Raw genomic sequence first — 16,938 nt, 5'->3', positions numbered from 1 at the left:
GGGGTTACCAAGTATTTTCCCGTTTGTTTACGGGTTTATCCCCGGGGTTTTATAGCGGCCCCCCGGGGCGGGGGGCCGCGGGGGGGGCCCCGCCCGGCCGGTGCGGGACGCGGGTCCCGCACCGGTTCCTCAGTGAGCGACGGCGACGGGGGCCCCGGTCTCGGCCACCAGCTGCCACGGCTTCACGAGCAGCACCAGCACGGCGCTGCCCAGCGCCAGGGCGACCACGATCACCACGCCCATGGCGCGGGCGTCGTTGCCGAGCACCCCGACCAGGGGGGAGACCAGGGCGCCGACGCCGAACTGGACGGCCCCCAGCAGCGCGGCGGCCGAACCGGCCGCTTCACCGTGGCGGGACAGGGCCAGCGCCGGCGCGTTCGGCAGGGCCAGGCCGGCGGAGAACAGGACCGCCCACAGCGGCAGCGCCACCCCGAGCAGGCCGCCGGTGCCCGTGGCGGCGAGCACCAGGAGCACCACCCCGGCGAGCAGGCCGGTGAGGGTCGCGGCCAGCAGCACCTGGGCGGGGGCGAAGCGGCGCAGGACCAGCGGGTTGAGCTGGGTGGCCCCGATCAGCCAGACCGCGCCGGCGCCGAAGAAGAGCCCGAACTGCTGCTGGTCCAGGCCGAACTGGCCCTGGTAGACGAAGGACGCGCCGGCCACGTAGCTGAACAGGGCGGCCATGGCCAGCCCCGCCACCAGGACCAGGCCCAGGTAGGTGCGGTCGCGCAGCAGGGCGCGGTAGGTCCCCAGGGTGGCGCCCACGCGCAGGGGGCGACGGCCCTCCGGCGGCAGGGTCTCGCGCAGCGCACGGCCGCCCGCGGCCAGCAGGACCACCCCGTAGACGGCGAGCAGGAGGAAGATCCCGCGCCAGGAGGTGAACCGCAGCACCTCGCCCCCGATGGTCGGCGCGAGCACGGGCGCGGCGCCGATCACCAGGAACAGCCGGGAGAGCATGGTGGCCGCGGCGCGCCCGTCGTAGAGGTCGCGCACGATCGCCAGGGCGATGACGGCGCCGGCCGCGGTGCCCACGCCCTGCAGCACCCGCAGCACGCCGAGGACGGCGATGTTCGGCGCCAGCACCACGAGCAGCGAGGCGACGACGTGCAGGGCGGTCCCGGCCAGCAGGGGCCGCCGCCGGCCGAGGGCGTCGGAGAGCGGGCCGAGCACCAGCTGCCCCAGGGCCAGGCCGACGAGGGTGCCGGTCAGGGTCAGCTGCACCGCGGCCTCGGTGGTCTCCAGCTCCGTGACGATCGTCGGCAGGGCCGGCAGGTACATGTCGATGGTCAACGGCCCGAGGGCGACGAAGCCGCCGAGCACGAGGGCGGTGCGCCCCATGCTCCGGGCGGGCGGGGGCGCGGGGGGCGTCGCCCCGTCGGCGGGCGGGAGGTTCGTGGGTGCGGTCATGGAGGTTCTTCCGTCGCGGGACTGAGGCCACCGGGCGCACGGAAGCCCGCGGCTCCACGTCCACGCGGCGGGGACGACAACCGACACCGGGTGCCGATCCATTCCCGGGCCCGCGACGGGGGCGCCCGGGGGCGCCCGGGAGCGGGCGGGAGCGAGCGGGACGGTCAGAGCACCGAGAAGCCCGGCGCGAGCCCCGGGCGGCCGGTGGCCGCGAGCAGCAGCGCGCCGCCGGAGCCCGCGGCGACGGCGAGCTCGGTGACCAGGTGCAGCGCCTGGGTCGCCGCCGCCGGGGGCACGTCGGGGGCCAGGTCCAGCGCCGCGGCGAGGTCCGCGGTGTGCACGGCCAGCTCGAACGTGCGCGTCGGCAGGTAGTCCGCGAGCCGCATCCCACCGGCGAAGGTCGTCACGAGCTCGGTGCCGTCGCAGCCGTCGACGAGCGCGAGCACGCGCGCCGCCAGGTCCGCCACCGCGCCCGCGGGGTCCGCCCCCAGAGCCTCCCCGGCCTCGCGCCCGCGCTGCGCGACCCCGGGGGCGGCCGCCGCCGCGCTCACCGCCCGGAAGTAGTCCGCCGCGGACGCGACCTCGACCCCCGCGGCCGGGGTCGCGAGGTAGGCCTCGACCGTCGTCAGGGAGCGGCTGGTGTGGCCGGTGAGCGCGCGCACGTCCCACTCCCCGAGGCCGGGGGCGTCCCACCGCTCGCCGACGAGGGCCGCCGTGCGGACGAACCACGCCGCGCCCTCGCGGAAGGCCCGGCGGGAGTCCTCCCAGGAGGGGGTCACTTCAACCCGGCCTCCGCCGCCCGCACCGCGGCGAACTCCTCCTCGGGCGCGCTGGCGACGAGGTGGTGGCGGGAGTGGAACCAGAAGTAGGCGAGGAACGCGACGAACACGCCCGCGGTGATCCCCGCCGCCAGCTCGTCCACGAAGAACGTCGCGACCACCGCCGTCGCGGACAGCACGAGGGCGGTGCCGGTGGTGACGACGCCGCCGGGGGTGCGGTACGGGCGCTCCAGGTCCGGTTCCTTGCGGCGCAGCACGATGTGGGAGAGGTTCATCAGGACGTAGGACACCGTCGCGCCGAACACGGCGATGTTGATGAGCAGCGCGCCGTTCCCGGTGGTCGCGGCCAGCGCGAAGCCGACGGTGGCGGGGACGATCAGCGCCAGGTAGGGGGTCTTGCGCCGTCCCGTCACCGACATCCAGCGCGGCAGGTACCCGGCGCGGGAGAGCGCGAACAACTGCCGGGAGTAGGCGTAGACGATGGAGAAGAAGCTCGCCACCAGCCCGGCCAGACCCACCCAGTTCACCACGGTCGCCAGCAGGTTGTCCTCGCCGTAGGCGGTGCGCACGGCCTCGGGGAGGGGGTTCCCGGAGTCCTGCATCGTCGAGGCCCCCGCCCCGCCCGGGGCGAGCAGGAGGACCGCGGCGCCGAACACCAGCAGGACCAGCATCGCCGCGATGATGCCGCGCGGCATGTCGCGGCGCGGGTCGCGGGCCTCCTCCGCGGCCAGCGGGACACCCTCGACGGCCAGGAAGAACCAGATCCCGTAGACGAAGGCGGCCAGGACCCCCGCGTAGCCGAACGGCAGGAAGGAGGAGGAACCGGCGGAGCCGTCGGCGGCGATGTCGAAGAGGTTGGACCACTGGAACTTCCCGACCATCCCCACGATCCAGGCCACCAGCGCGACCACCGCGAGGGCGGTGATGCCGAAGATGACCTTCATGGCCTCCCCCACGCCCCACAGGTGGACGCCGACGAACACGAGGTACGCGGCGAGGTAGATGGGCCAGGGGTTGGCGTCCGTCATGAACCCCAGCGCCTGGACGTAGCCGCCGATGAACGTGGCGATGGCGGCCGGGGCGATGGCGTACTCGATGAGGATGGCGATGCCGGTGGCGTACCCGCCCAGCGGGCCGAGGGCGCGCCGGGCGAACCCGTAGCCCGCACCCGCCACCGGCAGCGCCGACGACATCTCCGCCAGCCCGAACACCATGCACGTGTACATGACCCCCATCAGCACGAAGGCGATGAGCAGGCCGCCCCAGCCGCCCTCGGCGAGGCCGAGGTTCCAGCCGGAGAAGTCCCCGGAGATGACGTACGCCACCCCGAGGCCGGCCAGCAGCACCCAGCCGGCGGCACCGCGCTTCAACTGCCTCTGCTGCAGGTACTCGACCGAGACGTCGTCGTAGTCGACGCGCGACGACGAGGGGTTGCGCTGCACGCTCATGCGGACCTCCGAGGCCGGGTGGTGCCCGAGGTGGAACCGTCGGATCGCCGTCGACCCGCTCCCGGGTGGACTCCCGGTGGACGTCGAGCATGCCCGTGCCCCGCGGCGGCGTCAACGGGCCTTGACAGCCGTCGGCGGGGAGGACTTCGATGGGCGGAATGGTCCGCCGCTGGACCATTCCGGACGGTTCGGCACCGCTGAGCACGAGGAGGCCCCGTGAGGCGCAGCAGCACCGGGACGAGCACCGGGAGGACCGCGCCCCTGCCGCTGGAGGAACTCCGCCGCGACATCGCCTCCGGAGCGGTCGACACCGTCCTCGTCGCCATGACCGACATGCAGGGCCGGTTGCAGGGCAAGCGGGTCACCGGGCGGTTCTTCCTCGACGAGGTCCTGGAGCACGGGACCGAGGGGTGCAACTACCTGCTCGGCGTCGACGTCGAGATGAACACCGTCGACGGCTACGAGATCACCTCCTGGTCCCGGGGGTACGGCGACCTCCTGCTGCGGCCCGACCTCACCACGCTGCGCCGCATCCCCTGGCACCCCGCCACCGCGATGGTGCTGTGCGACGTGCTGCAGCTGGACTCCGCGCCGGTGCGCCCCTCCCCCCGGCAGGTCCTGCGCGCCCAGCTGGAGCGGCTGGAGGCGCACGGCCTGCGGGCCCTGGTCGCGACCGAGCTGGAGTTCAACCTGCTGCGCGTCACCTACGAGGAGGCGCAGGCGAGCGGGTACCGCGACCTGCGGCCGGCGAGCACCTACAACATCGACTACTCCCTCCTGGGCACCGGCCGCGTCGAGCCGGTGCTGCGCCGGATCCGCAACGAGATGGACGGCGCAGGCCTCTACACCGAGTCCGCCAAGGGCGAGTGCAACCTCGGCCAGCAGGAGATCGGCTTCCGCTACGCCGACGCCCTGACCACCTGCGACCAGCACTCCGTCTTCAAGCTGGGCGCCAAGGAGATCGCGGCGCAGGAGGGCATGTCCGCCACCTTCATGGCCAAGCTGGACGAGAAGGAGGGCAACTCCTGCCACGTCCACCTCAGCCTCACCGACCTCGACGGGACCCCGGTGTTCGCCGAGCCCGGCGGGGACGGGTCCGCGATGGCCCCCGTGATGCGGTCCTTCCTCGCCGGCCAGCTCGCGGCGCTGCGGGAGCTGACCCTGCTGCTGGCCCCGAACGTCAACAGCTACAAGCGCTTCGCCGACGGGTCCTTCGCCCCCACCGCCGTGGCGTGGGGCCGCGACAACCGCACCTGCGCGCTGCGGGTCGTGGGCCACGGGCCGTCCCTGCGCATGGAGAACCGCGTCCCGGGCGGGGACGCGAACCCCTACCTGGCCGTCTCGGCGCTCCTCGCGGCCGGCCTGCACGGCATCGAGGAGGGGCTGGAGCTGGAGGACGCGACCACCGGGAACGCCTACGCCGGCGGAGCGCCCCGGGTGCCGGTCACCCTGCTGGAGGCGGTGGAGCTGTTCGCCGGTTCCGGCCTCGCCCGCCGCGCCTTCGGCGACGACGTCGTCGACCACTACGCGCGGGCCGCGCACGTGGAGCTGGAGGCGTTCCAGAGCGCCGTCACCGACTGGGAGCGCGCCCGTGGTTTCGAACGCCTCTGACCCGGGCGCCCCCGGGGGGCGCCGGCCGCTCATCGGCCTGACGACCTACCTCGAACCCAGCCGGCACGGGATCTGGGACGTCGTCTCCGCGCTGCTGCCGGCCGTGTACCTCGACGGGGTGCGCGCCGCGGGCGGGCGGCCGGTGCTGCTGCCGCCCCGGGAGCCGGGGGGCGCCGGCTGGTCCGACGCCGAGCTCGCCGACCTCGACGGCCTGGTCCTCACCGGCGGCGGGGACGTCGACCCGGCGCGGTACGGGCAGGAGCCGCTGAGCACCACCGGAACCCCGCACCCGGCCCGCGACGACCACGAGATCTCGCTGGTCCGCTCCGCGCTGCGCCGGGGACTGCCGGTGCTGGGCATCTGCCGCGGGGCGCAGGTCCTCAACGTCGCCCTGGGCGGCACCCTGCACCAGCACCTGCCCGACGTGCTGGACGGTCGCCGGCACCAGGGGGCACCGGCCGAGTTCGCGACGACCACCGTGCGCACCGAACCCGGCTCCCGGGTCCGGGAGCTGCTCGGGGAGGAGACCACCGTGCACTGCTACCACCACCAGGCCGTGGACCGGCTCGCCGACGGGCTGCGGGTCGCGGCCCGCGCGCAGGACGGCACCGTGGAGGCGGTGGAGGGCACCGACCCGGCCGCCGCTCTCCTGCTGGGCGTGCAGTGGCACCCGGAGGAGGACGCCGGCGACCGCCGGCTCTTCGCGGCGCTGGTCGCCGCCGCCCGGCACGCCCCCGCGGCGGTGTCCCGGTGAGCGCGCGGGGCGAGGACCTGCGCGAAGGCGGCACCCACGACGTCGTCGACCCCGCCCGCGGGGAGGTGTTCACCACCGTGGCGATGACCGGCACCGCCGGCACCGACGCCGCCGTGGCGCGCGCCGCCGACGCCTTCCCCGGCTGGCGCGACGTCGCCCCCGCCGACCGCGCGCGGCTGCTGCGCCGCTTCGCCGCGGCCGTCGACGCCGACCTGGACCACCTCGCGGACCTGGAGGTGCGCGAGGCCGGTCACCCCGTGGGGAACGCCCGTTGGGAGGCGGGGAACCTGCGCGACGTGCTGGAGTACTCCGCCGCCGCCGTGGAACGCCACCTCGGCGACCAGATCCCGGTGGCCGGCGGCCTCGACGTCACCTTCCACGAACCCCTCGGCGTGGTCGGGGTCATCACCCCGTGGAACTTCCCGATGCCCATCGCGGGCTGGAGCCTGGGCCCGGCCCTGGCCGCGGGGAACACCGTCGTCCTCAAACCCGCCGAGCTGACCCCCCTGACCTCGCTGCGGGTCGCCGAGCTCGCGCGGGAGGCGGGGCTGCCCGAGGGGGTCCTGCAGGTGCTGCCCGGCCGGGGCGACGTGGTCGGGCAGCGGCTCGTGGAGCACCCCGCGGTGCGCAAGCTGGTGTTCACCGGCTCCACCGCCGTCGGGCGCCGCGTCATGGCCGGCGCCGCGCAGCACGTCAAGCGCGTCACCCTGGAACTCGGCGGCAAGAGCGCGAACGTCGTCTTCGCCGACTCCGACCTGGAGCGCGCCGCGGCGACCGCCCCCGACGGGGTGTTCGACAACGCCGGGCAGGACTGCTGCGCCCGGTCGCGGATCCTCGTGCAGCGCAGCGTCCACGACCGGTTCCTGGAACTGCTCGAACCGGCCGTGCAGGCGGTCCGGGTCGCCGACCCCCGCTCCCCCGGAGCCCAGATGGGCCCGCTGATCTCCGCCGCCCAGCGCGACCGAGTGGCGGGTTTCCTCGCCCCGGACGCCCTCGGCGGCAGCGCCCGGGTGGCGTTCACCGGCACCGCCCCGGACGGCCCCGGCTTCTGGTTCCGGCCCACCGTGGTGCTCGCCCCGGACCCCGGCGTGCGGGTGGCCACCGAGGAGGTCTTCGGTCCCGTGGTCACCGTGACGCCCTTCGAGGACGAGGCCGACGCCGTCCGCATCGCCAACGCCTCCCGCTACGGGCTCTCCGGGTCGATCTGGACCCGCGACCTCGGCCGCGCGCTGCGGGTCTCGCGCGCCGTGGAGGCGGGGAACCTGTCGGTGAACTCGCACTCCTCGGTGCGGTACTCCACGCCCTTCGGCGGGGTGAAGGAGTCCGGCCTGGGCCGGGAACTGGGCCCGCACGCCCTGGACGCCTTCACCGACGTCAAGAACGTCTTCATCTCCACCACCTGAGCCACCCGGCCAACCGACCCACCCACGAGAGGCTGCACCGTGACCGCCAGCACGCAGGAACTCCCCACGTCGCGCCGGCTGCCCGGCCGGGTCGCCGTCGTCACCGGCGGGGGCAGCGGCATCGGCCTGGCCACCGTGCGCCGGCTCGCCTCGGAGGGCGCGCACGTCGTCGTCGCCGACGTCGACGAGGCCGCGGGGCGGGCGGCGGCGCAGGAGGTCGACGGGCTGTTCGTCGCCACCGACGTCACCGACGCGGTGCAGGTCGAGGAGCTGTTCGCCGCCGCGCACCGCACCTACGGCTCCGTCGACGTCGCCTTCAACAACGCCGGGATCTCCCCGCCCGACGACGACTCCATCCTCACCACCGGCCTGGAGGCGTGGCAGCGGGTGCAGGAGGTGAACCTGACGTCGGTGTACCTGTGCTGCAAGGCGGCGCTGCCGTACATGCGCGCCCAGGGGCGCGGTTCCATCGTCAACACCGCCTCGTTCGTGGCGGTCCTGGGCTCGGCGACCTCGCAGATCTCCTACACCGCCTCCAAGGGCGGGGTGCTGGCGCTGAGCCGGGAGCTCGGCGTGCAGTTCGCCCGCGACGGCGTCCGCGTCAACGCGCTCTGCCCGGGGCCGGTGAACACGCCGCTGCTGCAGGAGCTGTTCGCCGCCGACCCCGAGCGCGCCGCGCGCCGGCTGGTCCACGTCCCGGTGGGGCGCTTCGCCGAACCCGAGGAGCTCGCCGCGGCCGTGGCGTTCCTCGCCAGCGACGACTCCTCGTTCGTCACCGCCTCCACGTTCCTCGTCGACGGCGGGATCTCCAGCGCCTACGTGACCCCGTTGTGAGCGCCGCGGTGAGCGCGGGACCCCCGTGACGGCCGCGCCGGAGGGACCGGGAGCGGTGCCGGTGGTGCTGCGCCCGCTGCGCACCGGCAACGCCTTCGAGGAGACCGTGGAGCGGCTGCTGCAGGCGGTCCGCCTCGGCCTCGTCCCGCCGGGGCAGCGGCTGCCCGCCGAGCGCGACCTCGCCCTGCAGCTGGGGGTCTCGCGCACGACGCTGCGGGAGGCGCTCACGGCCCTGCACGCGGCGGGCTGGGTCGAGGTCCGCCGCGGTCGCAGCGGCGGCACGTTCGTGCGCGTCCCCTCCCCCGTCCCCGGCCCGGGACCGGCGCCCTCGCCCGCCGAGGTCGAGGACGTCCTGGCCCTGCGCCGGGTGGTGGAGGTCGGGGCGGTCGAGGTCGCCGCCGGGCGCGAGCTGAGCGCCGCCCGGCGGCAGGAGCTCGACACCCACCTGCGGGCCGCCGTCACCGCGCCCGCGCAGGACTACCGCCGCTGCGACTCGCGCCTGCACCTGGCGCTGGCCGAGGCCAGCGGCTCGCCGTCGCTGGTGGCGGTGGTCGCCGACGCCCGGACCCGCCTCAACGACCTGCTCGACCGCATCCCGCTGCTGGCGGCGAACCTGCAGCACTCCAACGCCCAGCACCGGCGCATCGTGGCGGCCGTGCTGGCCGGCGACCCCGACCGGGCGCGCGCGCAGATGCTGCGGCACGTGGAGGGCAGCGCCGCCCTGCTGCGCGGTTTCCTCAGCTGAACCCCGCTCCGCGTCCCGGCCGACCGGGGTTTCGCGCCACCCCTGGCGGTGGCACCCGGGACCGGCCCGCGATCGTGTCCCCCGGAAGGGGGACAGGACCGCGGCGTCCCGCCACCGGGGCCGGACGGTGCACCGTCTCCCGCCGGATCTCATCCCCGGGACACCCGGATCTCATCCTCAGGAACGACCCGCGACCGTTCTCCGTGTCGCTACTGTCGCAGCCAGTACACAGAGGAGAGAGCCATGCCCCGAACCCGTCGCGCCCTGTTCACCCTGCCCCTGGCGGCAGCCTGCCTGCTGACCGCCTGCTCGGCGTCCTCGGCCGAGGGCCGGGAGGAGGAGGAGCGCACACCGCCCCTGGCGGCGTACTTCGAGTCCTTCTACGGCACCGAGGGCAGTGAGGCCGAGCAGCAGGCGAAGTACGAGGAGCAGAACAAGCGCACGGAGGAGCTCGTCGCCCGGTGCATGAGCGAGCAGGGTTTCGAGTACACCCCCAACACCGCCAGCTCGTCGGTCTCGTTCAGCAGCGGTGAGGAATGGAACCCCGACTCCCGCGAGTGGGTGTCGCAGTACGGCTACGGGATGGTGAAGTCCCCCGGGTCGGAGAACGCCGAGGAGGCTCCCACCGAGGAGTACGTCGACCCCAACGCCGACCTCGTCGCCAGCCTCAGCGAGTCCGAGCAGGTGGCCTACCAGGAGGCCCTGTCCGGCCCCGCCCCCTCCGAGGAGGACATGGCGGCCATGGAGGACGGTTCCTACGAGTGGGACTGGACCAAGAACGGCTGCTACGGCCAGGCCCAGCACGAGGTCGCCGGTGACGACCCGACGCAGGCGGACGAGTTCAAGGGGTTGATGGAGGAGATCAGCACCTTCTACGAGGGTCAGTCGTCGTGGCCGGGGGTCGCCGAGGCCGACGCGGCGTGGTCGAGCTGCATGTCCGAGGCCGGGCACGGCGGTTTCGCCGCCCAGAGCGACGCGCAGAACTCCCTCAACGAGGAGCTGAACAAGATCTACGAGTCGATGGACCCCGAGGGCGAGGTCGACCAGGCCGCCATCGACGCCCTCGGGAAGGAGGAGGTCGAACTGGCCCTGGCCGACCTCGACTGCCGCGAGGAGACCGACTACCGCGCCAAGGCCGAGGACGCCGCCTTCGAGCAGGAGCAGCGGTTCGTCGACGACCACAAGACCGAGCTCGACGCGCTGAAGGCCGCCGCGGAACAGAGGAGCTGACCCCGTGGCACCGCAGCAGGAACAGACCTCTCCCGAGGAAGAACTCCTCCCCGGCCCCGTGCCCGACGCGGACTCGCCCGCGCGCCGCGGCGCCGCCCGCCGCGCGGCCCGCCCGAACCGGTGGGCCGCGGTGCTGCGACGCAACCGCGTCCTGCTCGTCGTCGCCGCCGCCGCCGTCGTGAGCCTGGTCGCGGGGTTGCTGCTGGGCCGCTTCGCCTTCGGCGCGACGGCGGAGGACACCGTCCCCGAGCCCGGTCTGGTCACCGCGCCCGTGCAGCTCGAGGCGCTGAGCAACGACGTCACCCTCCGCGGCGAGGTGGCGTACTCCGACTCGGTGGAGGTCCGCATCGACGCCTCCGCGTTCTCCGGCCCGGCGGTGGTGACCGGGCGGGTGCCCGCCGTGGGCGACCCCCTCGCCGGGCTCTCGATCGCCCTCGAGGTCGCCGGGCGGCCCGTCATCGTCCTGCCCGGGGCGCTGCCCGCCTACCGGACGCTGCAGGTCGGGGTGTCCGGCCCGGACGTCGTGCAGTTCAAGGAGGCGCTGCGCGCCGTCGGCCTCGACGGCGGGAACCCCGAGAACGACGTGTTCGACGCCCGGGCGGCCGCCGCCGTCACCGCCCTCTACGACGAGGCCGGGTACCCGGCCCCGGCCCCGCCGGAGGGCGCCGCCGAGGGCGTGCGCGCCGCCCAGGAGGCCGTGCGGGGCGCCGAGCAGGCCCTGGCCGCGGCCCGCGCCGACCTGCAGGGTGCGCGCGGGGGTGCCGGGGCCGTGGCGGTCCGCGAGGCCGACAACGCCGTGAACAGCGCCCGCCGCGAGCTCGACGCCGCCCGCGCCGAGGAACCGCTGGACCCGAACCGGGTCGCGGACCTGCAGGACGCGCTGGGCCTGGCGGAACTGCGCCGCGCCCAGCTGGATGCGCCGGCCGACACCACCGCCCAGCGCGCCGCGGTCACCGGCGCCGAGCAGCAGCTGAACGACGCCCGCACCGGGCTGGCCACCGCCCGGGAGCAGGCGCTGCCGAACCTGCCCGCGGGGGAGGTCCTGTACCTCGCGGACCTGCCGCGGCGGGTGGACGCGGTGACGGCCACCCGGGGCAGCGTCCTGGAGGGCCCGGCCATGACGGTCTCCGGGGCGACGCTGCAGGTCACCGGTTCCGCGGCCGAGGCCAACGCCCGGTTGCTGGCCGTCGGCGGCGAGGCGTTCCTCGACCTGCCCGGCGGGGACCGCCACCGCGCCGTCATCGCGACCCTGGCGCCCGGCGAGGGCGACTCCGCCCGCTGGACGGTGGGGCTCACCCCCGACCCCCTGACCCCGGAGCAGGTCACCGAGCTGCAGGGGTCGAACCTGCGGGTCTCCGTCCCGGTCGGGGCGACCCAGGGACCGGTGCTGGCGGTCCCGCTCGCCGCCCTGTCCGCGGGGTCCGGCGGGGAGAACCGGGTGGAGGTCGTCGACGGCGACCCCCGCGACGGCGAGGACGCCGAGACCCGGCTGGTCGTGGTGGAGACGGGCCTGGCCGCCGAGGGGGCCGTGGAGGTCCGCCCCCTGGAGGGGGAGCTGTCCGAGGGCGACCTCGTCGTGGTGGGCCGCTGAGTGGGCACCCCCCTGGTCGAGCTGCGCGACGTGACGCGCTCCTTCCCCGGGCCGCCGGAGGTGCAGGCGCTGAAGTCGGTGAACCTCACGGTGCACGCCGGCGACTACGTCTCCATCGTCGGCCCCAGCGGGTCGGGCAAGTCGACGATGATGAACATCCTCGGCCTCGTCGACCGGCCCAGCGTGGGCGAGTACCACCTCGACGGCGCCCGGACCGGCGACCTCGACGAGGTGGGCCGTTCGGCGCTGCGCGCCACCCGGATCGGGTTCGTCTTCCAGGCCTTCCACCTGCTGCCGCGCCGCGACGTCCTGGAGAACGTGATGCTGCCCATGCTCTACAGCGGGACCCCGCGCGACGAGCGCGAGGCCCGGGCCCGGGCCGCGCTGGACCGGGTGGGGATGTCCCACCGGCTGGGTTTCAGCCCCGCGACCCTCTCGGGCGGGGAGCGGCAGCGGGTCGCCGTGGCCCGGGCCGTGGCCACCCGCCCGGCCCTGCTGCTGGCCGACGAGCCGACGGGCAACCTCGACGAGGCCACGACGGCCGACGTGATGGCGCTGCTGGAGGAGCTGCACGACGACGGCATCGCCGTCGTCGTCATCACCCACGACGCCGAGGTGGCCGACCGGGCCGACCGGGCGCTGCGGATCGCCGGCGGGCGCCTGAGCGAGGTGCGGTGAGCCCCGGGCCGAGCGCGGGCCGGACGAGGCCGCGCGCCGCTGCGCGCCCCGCTCCCCCCGTCGCGCCCGTGGCCCGCGCCGACCGGTTCAGCGCGGGCGACCTGCTGGTGGAGGCGACCGCGGACCTCAGCAGCCGCCCCGGCCGGCTGGTGATGACGTTGCTGGGCACCGTGATCGGGATCGCCGCGCTGGTGCTGACCGTGGGGTTCGCGCAGACGACGGCCCAGCAGCTCGCCCAGCAGTTCAACGCGTTCGCCGCGACCCAGCTCGTCGTCGTCCCGGCCGAGGCGCAGGTCGGCAGCCGCAGCGTCGCCACGAGCCGGCTGCCGTGGGACGCGGTGGACCGCGTGGAACGCCTGGCCGGGGTGCAGGCGGCGGCCGTGGTCGCCGAGGTCACCCTGCCGGAGGGCGCCACCATCACCGCGGTCCCCGTGAACGACCCCTCCCAGGCACCGGCGGCACCGCCGCGGTTGTTCGCCGCCTCGGCGCGGCTGCTGGACACCGTGGAGGGCACCGTCACGACGGGCCGGACCTTCGACGCCGGGCACGACCGGCGGGGGGACCGGGTCGCGGTCCTCGGCGCCCGGGCCGCCGAACGCCTCGGCGTGAGCCGGGTGGACACCCAGCCGTCGATCTTCGTCGACGGTCTCGCCTACTCCGTCGTCGGGATCTTCGACGGTGTCGCGGCCCGGGCCGAGCTCCTGGACGGCGTCGTGATCCCCACCGGCGCGGCCCGGCAGGACTTCCGGCTCCCCGTGCCCGGTGAGGTGCGGGCCCGCGTCGTCGTCGACTCCGGGGCCCAGGTCGGGGAGCAGGTGGCGCTGGCCCTGGCCCCGGACGACCCCGCCGGCCTGGAGGTCCGCGCCCCGGCGGGGCGCTCGGACCTGGCCCGCGACGTCGAGGCCGACGTGAACGTCGTGTTCCTCGTGCTCTCCGGCGTCGTGCTGCTGGCCGGTGCGGTCGGCATCGCCAGCGTCACCACCCTGTCGGTGCTGGAACGCACGAGCGAGATCGGGCTGCGCCGCGCGCTGGGGGCGACCCCGCGCCAGATCGCCGGGCAGTTCATGACCGAGTCCGTCGTCGTCGGGCTCCTCGGGGGCCTGCTGGGGGCCGCGGTGGGGGTGCTGGCCCTGCTCGCCGTCTCCCTCGTGCAGGGCTGGGCCCCGGTGGTGAACCCGCTGGTCGCGGTCGGCGGGGTGGTCCTCGGCGGGGTGGTGGGCGTGCTGGCCGGGGGCTTCCCCGCCCGCCGGGCCTCGCGCATCGAACCGGTCGTGGCGCTGCGGGGGTCGTGAGCGCGGGGACCCCGGGGCGTCCGGGGGCGGACGGGGGCGGTCCCCGGCGGTAGGTTCGGGGACCATGCGCGTCACGCACTTCGGCCACTCGTGCCTGCTGGTGGAGACCGCGGCCGCCCGCGTCCTCCTCGACCCCGGCGTCTTCAGCCACGGCTTCGAGGAGCTCACCGGCCTCGACGCGGTCCTGGTCACCCACGCCCACCCCGACCACCTGGACGTCGAGCGGCTCGGGGTGCTGCTGGAGGCCAACGACGGCGCGCTGCTGGCGGCCGAACCCGCCACGGCCGCCTCGCTGGAGGAGTCCGGGATCACGGCCCGGCCGCTGCACCCGGGCGAGCACGTCGAGCTGGCCGGGGCGCGGGTCGAGGCCGCGGGCGGCCGGCACGCCGTCATCCACGCCGACCTGCCCCGCATCGGGAACGTGGGGCTGCTGCTGTCCGCCGAGGGCGAGCCGACCCTGTTCCACCCCGGCGACTCCTACGAGACCGTCCCCGCGGGCGTCGACGTGCTCGCCGTGCCGGTCGCCGCGCCGTGGGCGGCGCTGAAGGAGACCGTCGAGTTCGCCCGCGCCGTGGGCGCCGCGACGGGCGTCGCCATCCACGAGGCGATCCTGTCCGCGCCGGGCCGCACCGTGTACGGCAACCAGGTGCGGACCCTGGGGGGCCTGGACCTGCGCGAACCGCAGGGGACGACCCCGCTGGAGTTCTGACCCCGCTCGGGTCCGCGCCCCGTCCCCGCCCGCGCCGGCGGGGGCGGCAGGATGTCCCGGTGCCCAGCAGCCCCGTCCTCCTCCTCGCCGCGATCGCCCCCGACGGGCGCGCGACGTTCACCCCCGCCGACCCCGCCGCCGCGCACGTGCGCGTCGACGACCTCGGCGTCACCCGCGGCGATGGCGTGTTCGAGTCGGTCGGCGTCGTCGGCGGGCACCCGCAGAGCCTGCGCCACCACCTCGAGCGGTTCGCGCGCTCGGCGGCGTCGCTGGACCTGCCCGCGCCCGACGCGGCGGCGTGGGCCGACGCCGTGCGCGCAGTCGTGGCCGCGCACGACCCCGTTCCGGAGCTGCTCGTGAAGCTGGTCCTGACCCGCGGGGTCGAGGGCGGGACGACCCCGACCGGCTGGGCGCACGCCTTCGTCCCCGCCGACCACGTCCGCGAGCGCACCGAGGGGATCGACGTGCTCGTCCTCGACCGCGCCTACCCCGCCGACGTCACCACGCGCGCGCCGTGGCTGCTGCAGGGCGCCAAGACGCTGTCCTACGCGCTGAACACGGCCGCGCTGCGGCACGCCCGCGCCCACGGGGCGCACGACGTCGTGTTCGTCTCCTCCGACGGCGACGTGCTGGAGGGCCCCAACTCCACGGTGCTGGCCCGCTGCGGGGACCGCTGGGTGACGCCGCCGCCGGAGCTGGGCCTGCTGGACGGCACGACCGTGGGCCGCGCGCTCGCGTTCGCCCGCGCCCGCGGGGACCGGGCCGAGGTGGACCGGCTCACCGTGGCGGACCTGGCCGCGGCGGACGGGCTGTGGCTGCTGTCCAGCGGCCGGCTGTCCGCGCCGGTCCGCAGCCTCGACGGGGTGGCCCGCCCGGTGGACGCGGCGGCGCAGGCCGCGCTGCTGCACCACCTGCTGACCGTCCACGACTGACGGTCGGCAGGTGGTCCGGCAGGTGGTCCGGCAGGTGGTGCGGTCCGGCCGCTACAGGCCGTAGGTCTCCAGCAGCCGCAGCCACACCTCGCTGATCGTGGGGTAGCTGGGCACCGCGTGCCACAGCCGGTCCACCGGCACCTCCCCGACGACGGCGATCGTGGCGGAGTGCAGCAGCTCGGCGACGTCCTGGCCGACGAACGTCACGCCCACGACGACCCGGCGCTGCTCGTCGACGACCATCCGCGCCTTCCCGGCGTAGCCGTCGGCGACCAGCGAGGCGCCCGCGACGTCCCCGATCGCGTAGTCGACGACCTTCACGTCGATCCCGCGCTCGCGGGCCTGGGCGGCGGTCAGCCCGACCTGGGCGACCTCGGGGTCGGTGAACACGACCTGCGGGACGGCGGTGTGGTCGGCGGTCGCGGTGTACCGGGACCAGGCGGGGGCGTCGGCGCCCAGCGCGCCGGAGGCCCGGGCGCTGATCGCGTCGCCGACGGCGCGCCCGCCGTACTTGCCCTGGTGGGTGAGCTTCGGGCGCCCGGACACGTCCCCGGCCGCGTAGAGCCAGCCCCCCTCGACCCCGGCGACCAGACCGGTGTCGTCGACCTCCAGGGACCCGCCGTCCTCCAGCCCGACGCTCTCCAGCCCGATCCCGGCGGTGGTGGGCCTGCGGCCGGTGGCGACGAGGAACTCGTCGGCGTCGACGGTGGAGCCGTCGGTCAGCTCGACGTGGACGCCGGCGTCGTCGCGGGAGACCGCGCGCAGCCCGGCGCCGGTCCGCACGTCGACGCCGTCGGCGCGCAGCGCGTCGGCGACGAGCTCGCCGGCGAAGTCCTCCTGGCCCGCGAGGAGGCCGGAGCGGGCGAGCAGCGTGACGCGGGAGCCGAGGCGGGCCCAGGCCTGGGCCAGCTCGCAGCCGACGACCCCGCCGCCCAGGACGACGAGGCGCCCCGGCACGGTCTTCGCGCTGGTGGCCTCCCGGCTGGTCCAGGCGCGGGCGTCGGCGAGCCCGGGGACGTCGGGCAGGACGGGCACGGAACCGGTCGCGAGCACCACGGCCTGCCGGGCGCGCAGCGTGACCGTCCCGTCGGCGGTCTCGACCGACACCCGGCGGGGCCCGTCGAGGCGGGCGGTCCCGCGGAGCAGGCCGAGGCCGGCGGACTCCAGCCAGCCCGCCTGGCCGCTGTCGTCCCACCCGCTGGTGAAGCGGTCGCGCCGTTCCAGCACCTTCGCCGCGTCCAGCGTCCCGGTGGCCGCCTCGGCCGCCCCGGGCAGCCGGCGCGCGGCGGCGAGGGCCTGCCCCGAGCGCAGCAGCGCCTTGGAGGGCATGCAGGCCCAGTAGGAGCACTCGCCGCCGACGAGCTCCTTCTCGACGACCACGACCTCCAGCCCGGTCCGCCCGGCCCGGTCGGCGACGTTCTCCCCGACCGGTCCGGCTCCGACGACGACGACGTCCACTTCCCGCTCAGCGCTCACGCCCGGACGGTAACGGTCGGGGGGACAGGAGGGCGAGGGCGGCACCGGTGTG

15 protein-coding genes are annotated in these 16,938 nt (G+C 75.7%); 11 read left to right on the top strand and 4 right to left on the bottom strand.

Going from position 1 to position 16,938, the window contains the following annotated elements; all coding sequences use genetic code 11:
- Positions 1–129: 129 nt before the first annotated feature.
- The 3 genes from ACRYM6_RS18085 to eat all read right to left on the bottom strand — a co-directional run bounded on the left by ACRYM6_RS18085 (position 130) and on the right by eat (position 3,631).
- Positions 130–1,404, bottom strand: coding sequence for a multidrug effflux MFS transporter (locus tag ACRYM6_RS18085; RefSeq protein WP_432544272.1), 1,275 nt, complete (start codon positions 1,402–1,404; stop codon positions 130–132).
- Between the two features lie 164 nt (positions 1,405–1,568).
- Complete coding sequence (locus tag ACRYM6_RS18080) at positions 1,569–2,183, bottom strand: maleylpyruvate isomerase N-terminal domain-containing protein (RefSeq protein ID WP_432544271.1); 615 nt, start codon at positions 2,181–2,183, stop codon at positions 1,569–1,571.
- Positions 2,180–3,631, bottom strand: a complete 1,452-nt coding sequence (gene eat, locus ACRYM6_RS18075) for an ethanolamine permease (RefSeq protein WP_432544270.1) — start codon at positions 3,629–3,631, stop codon at positions 2,180–2,182. Before eat ends, ACRYM6_RS18080 begins: the two co-directional genes overlap by 4 nt.
- Positions 3,632–3,847: 216 nt before the next feature.
- Between eat and ACRYM6_RS18070 the strand changes: the two genes are divergently transcribed.
- The 11 genes from ACRYM6_RS18070 (at position 3,848) to ACRYM6_RS18020 (ending at position 15,410) form a co-directional block, all read left to right on the top strand.
- The gene (locus tag ACRYM6_RS18070) at positions 3,848–5,242 is read left to right on the top strand and encodes a glutamine synthetase family protein (protein ID WP_432544269.1); all 1,395 of its coding nucleotides are present in this window, start codon (positions 3,848–3,850) and stop codon (positions 5,240–5,242) included.
- On the top strand, positions 5,223–5,996 hold the full coding sequence (locus ACRYM6_RS18065; RefSeq protein WP_432544268.1) for a gamma-glutamyl-gamma-aminobutyrate hydrolase family protein: 774 nt from the start codon (positions 5,223–5,225) through the stop codon (positions 5,994–5,996). Before ACRYM6_RS18070 ends, ACRYM6_RS18065 begins: the two co-directional genes overlap by 20 nt.
- The gene (locus tag ACRYM6_RS18060) at positions 5,993–7,399 is read left to right on the top strand and encodes an aldehyde dehydrogenase family protein (RefSeq protein ID WP_432544267.1); all 1,407 of its coding nucleotides are present in this window, start codon (positions 5,993–5,995) and stop codon (positions 7,397–7,399) included. The genes ACRYM6_RS18065 and ACRYM6_RS18060 overlap by 4 nt, the downstream gene beginning before the upstream one ends.
- 39 nt (positions 7,400–7,438) lie before the next feature.
- On the top strand, positions 7,439–8,233 hold the full coding sequence (locus ACRYM6_RS18055) for a 3-oxoacyl-ACP reductase (protein ID WP_432544266.1): 795 nt from the start codon (positions 7,439–7,441) through the stop codon (positions 8,231–8,233).
- A gap of 25 nt (positions 8,234–8,258) precedes the next feature.
- A complete protein-coding gene (locus tag ACRYM6_RS18050; protein WP_432544265.1) occupies positions 8,259–8,978 on the top strand; it encodes a FadR/GntR family transcriptional regulator in 720 nt (239 codons plus the stop codon).
- A gap of 243 nt (positions 8,979–9,221) precedes the next feature.
- Positions 9,222–10,208, top strand: coding sequence for a hypothetical protein (locus ACRYM6_RS18045; RefSeq protein ID WP_432544264.1), 987 nt, complete (start codon positions 9,222–9,224; stop codon positions 10,206–10,208).
- Positions 10,209–10,212: 4 nt separating this feature from the next.
- Positions 10,213–11,799, top strand: coding sequence for an efflux RND transporter periplasmic adaptor subunit (locus ACRYM6_RS18040; protein WP_432544263.1), 1,587 nt, complete (start codon positions 10,213–10,215; stop codon positions 11,797–11,799).
- Complete coding sequence (locus tag ACRYM6_RS18035) at positions 11,800–12,477, top strand: ABC transporter ATP-binding protein (RefSeq protein ID WP_432544262.1); 678 nt, start codon at positions 11,800–11,802, stop codon at positions 12,475–12,477.
- 68 nt (positions 12,478–12,545) lie between these two features.
- Entirely contained in the window at positions 12,546–13,769 is a 1,224-nt protein-coding gene (locus ACRYM6_RS18030) for an ABC transporter permease (protein WP_432544261.1), read from the top strand.
- 64 nt (positions 13,770–13,833) lie between these two features.
- Positions 13,834–14,478 (top strand): MBL fold metallo-hydrolase, encoded by a 645-nt coding sequence (locus ACRYM6_RS18025; protein ID WP_432544260.1) that lies wholly within the window; start codon positions 13,834–13,836, stop codon positions 14,476–14,478.
- A gap of 59 nt (positions 14,479–14,537) precedes the next feature.
- Entirely contained in the window at positions 14,538–15,410 is an 873-nt protein-coding gene (locus ACRYM6_RS18020; protein WP_432544259.1) for an aminotransferase class IV, read from the top strand.
- A gap of 51 nt (positions 15,411–15,461) precedes the next feature.
- On the opposite strand, the gene ACRYM6_RS18015 is transcribed toward ACRYM6_RS18020, so the two are convergent.
- Positions 15,462–16,886 carry a dihydrolipoyl dehydrogenase family protein gene (locus ACRYM6_RS18015; protein WP_432544258.1) on the bottom strand — a complete coding sequence of 475 codons (1,425 nt, stop codon included), beginning with the start codon at positions 16,884–16,886 and terminating at the stop codon, positions 15,462–15,464.
- Positions 16,887–16,938 lie beyond the last annotated feature (52 nt).

Origin of the sequence: Kineococcus rugosus, assembly GCF_050871975.1 — a bacterium.
In the GTDB taxonomy this organism is placed as follows: Bacteria; Actinomycetota; Actinomycetes; order Actinomycetales; family Kineococcaceae; genus Kineococcus.
Note: the sequence above shows the minus strand (reverse complement) of the source record. Positions and strands in the feature narration are given on the sequence as shown.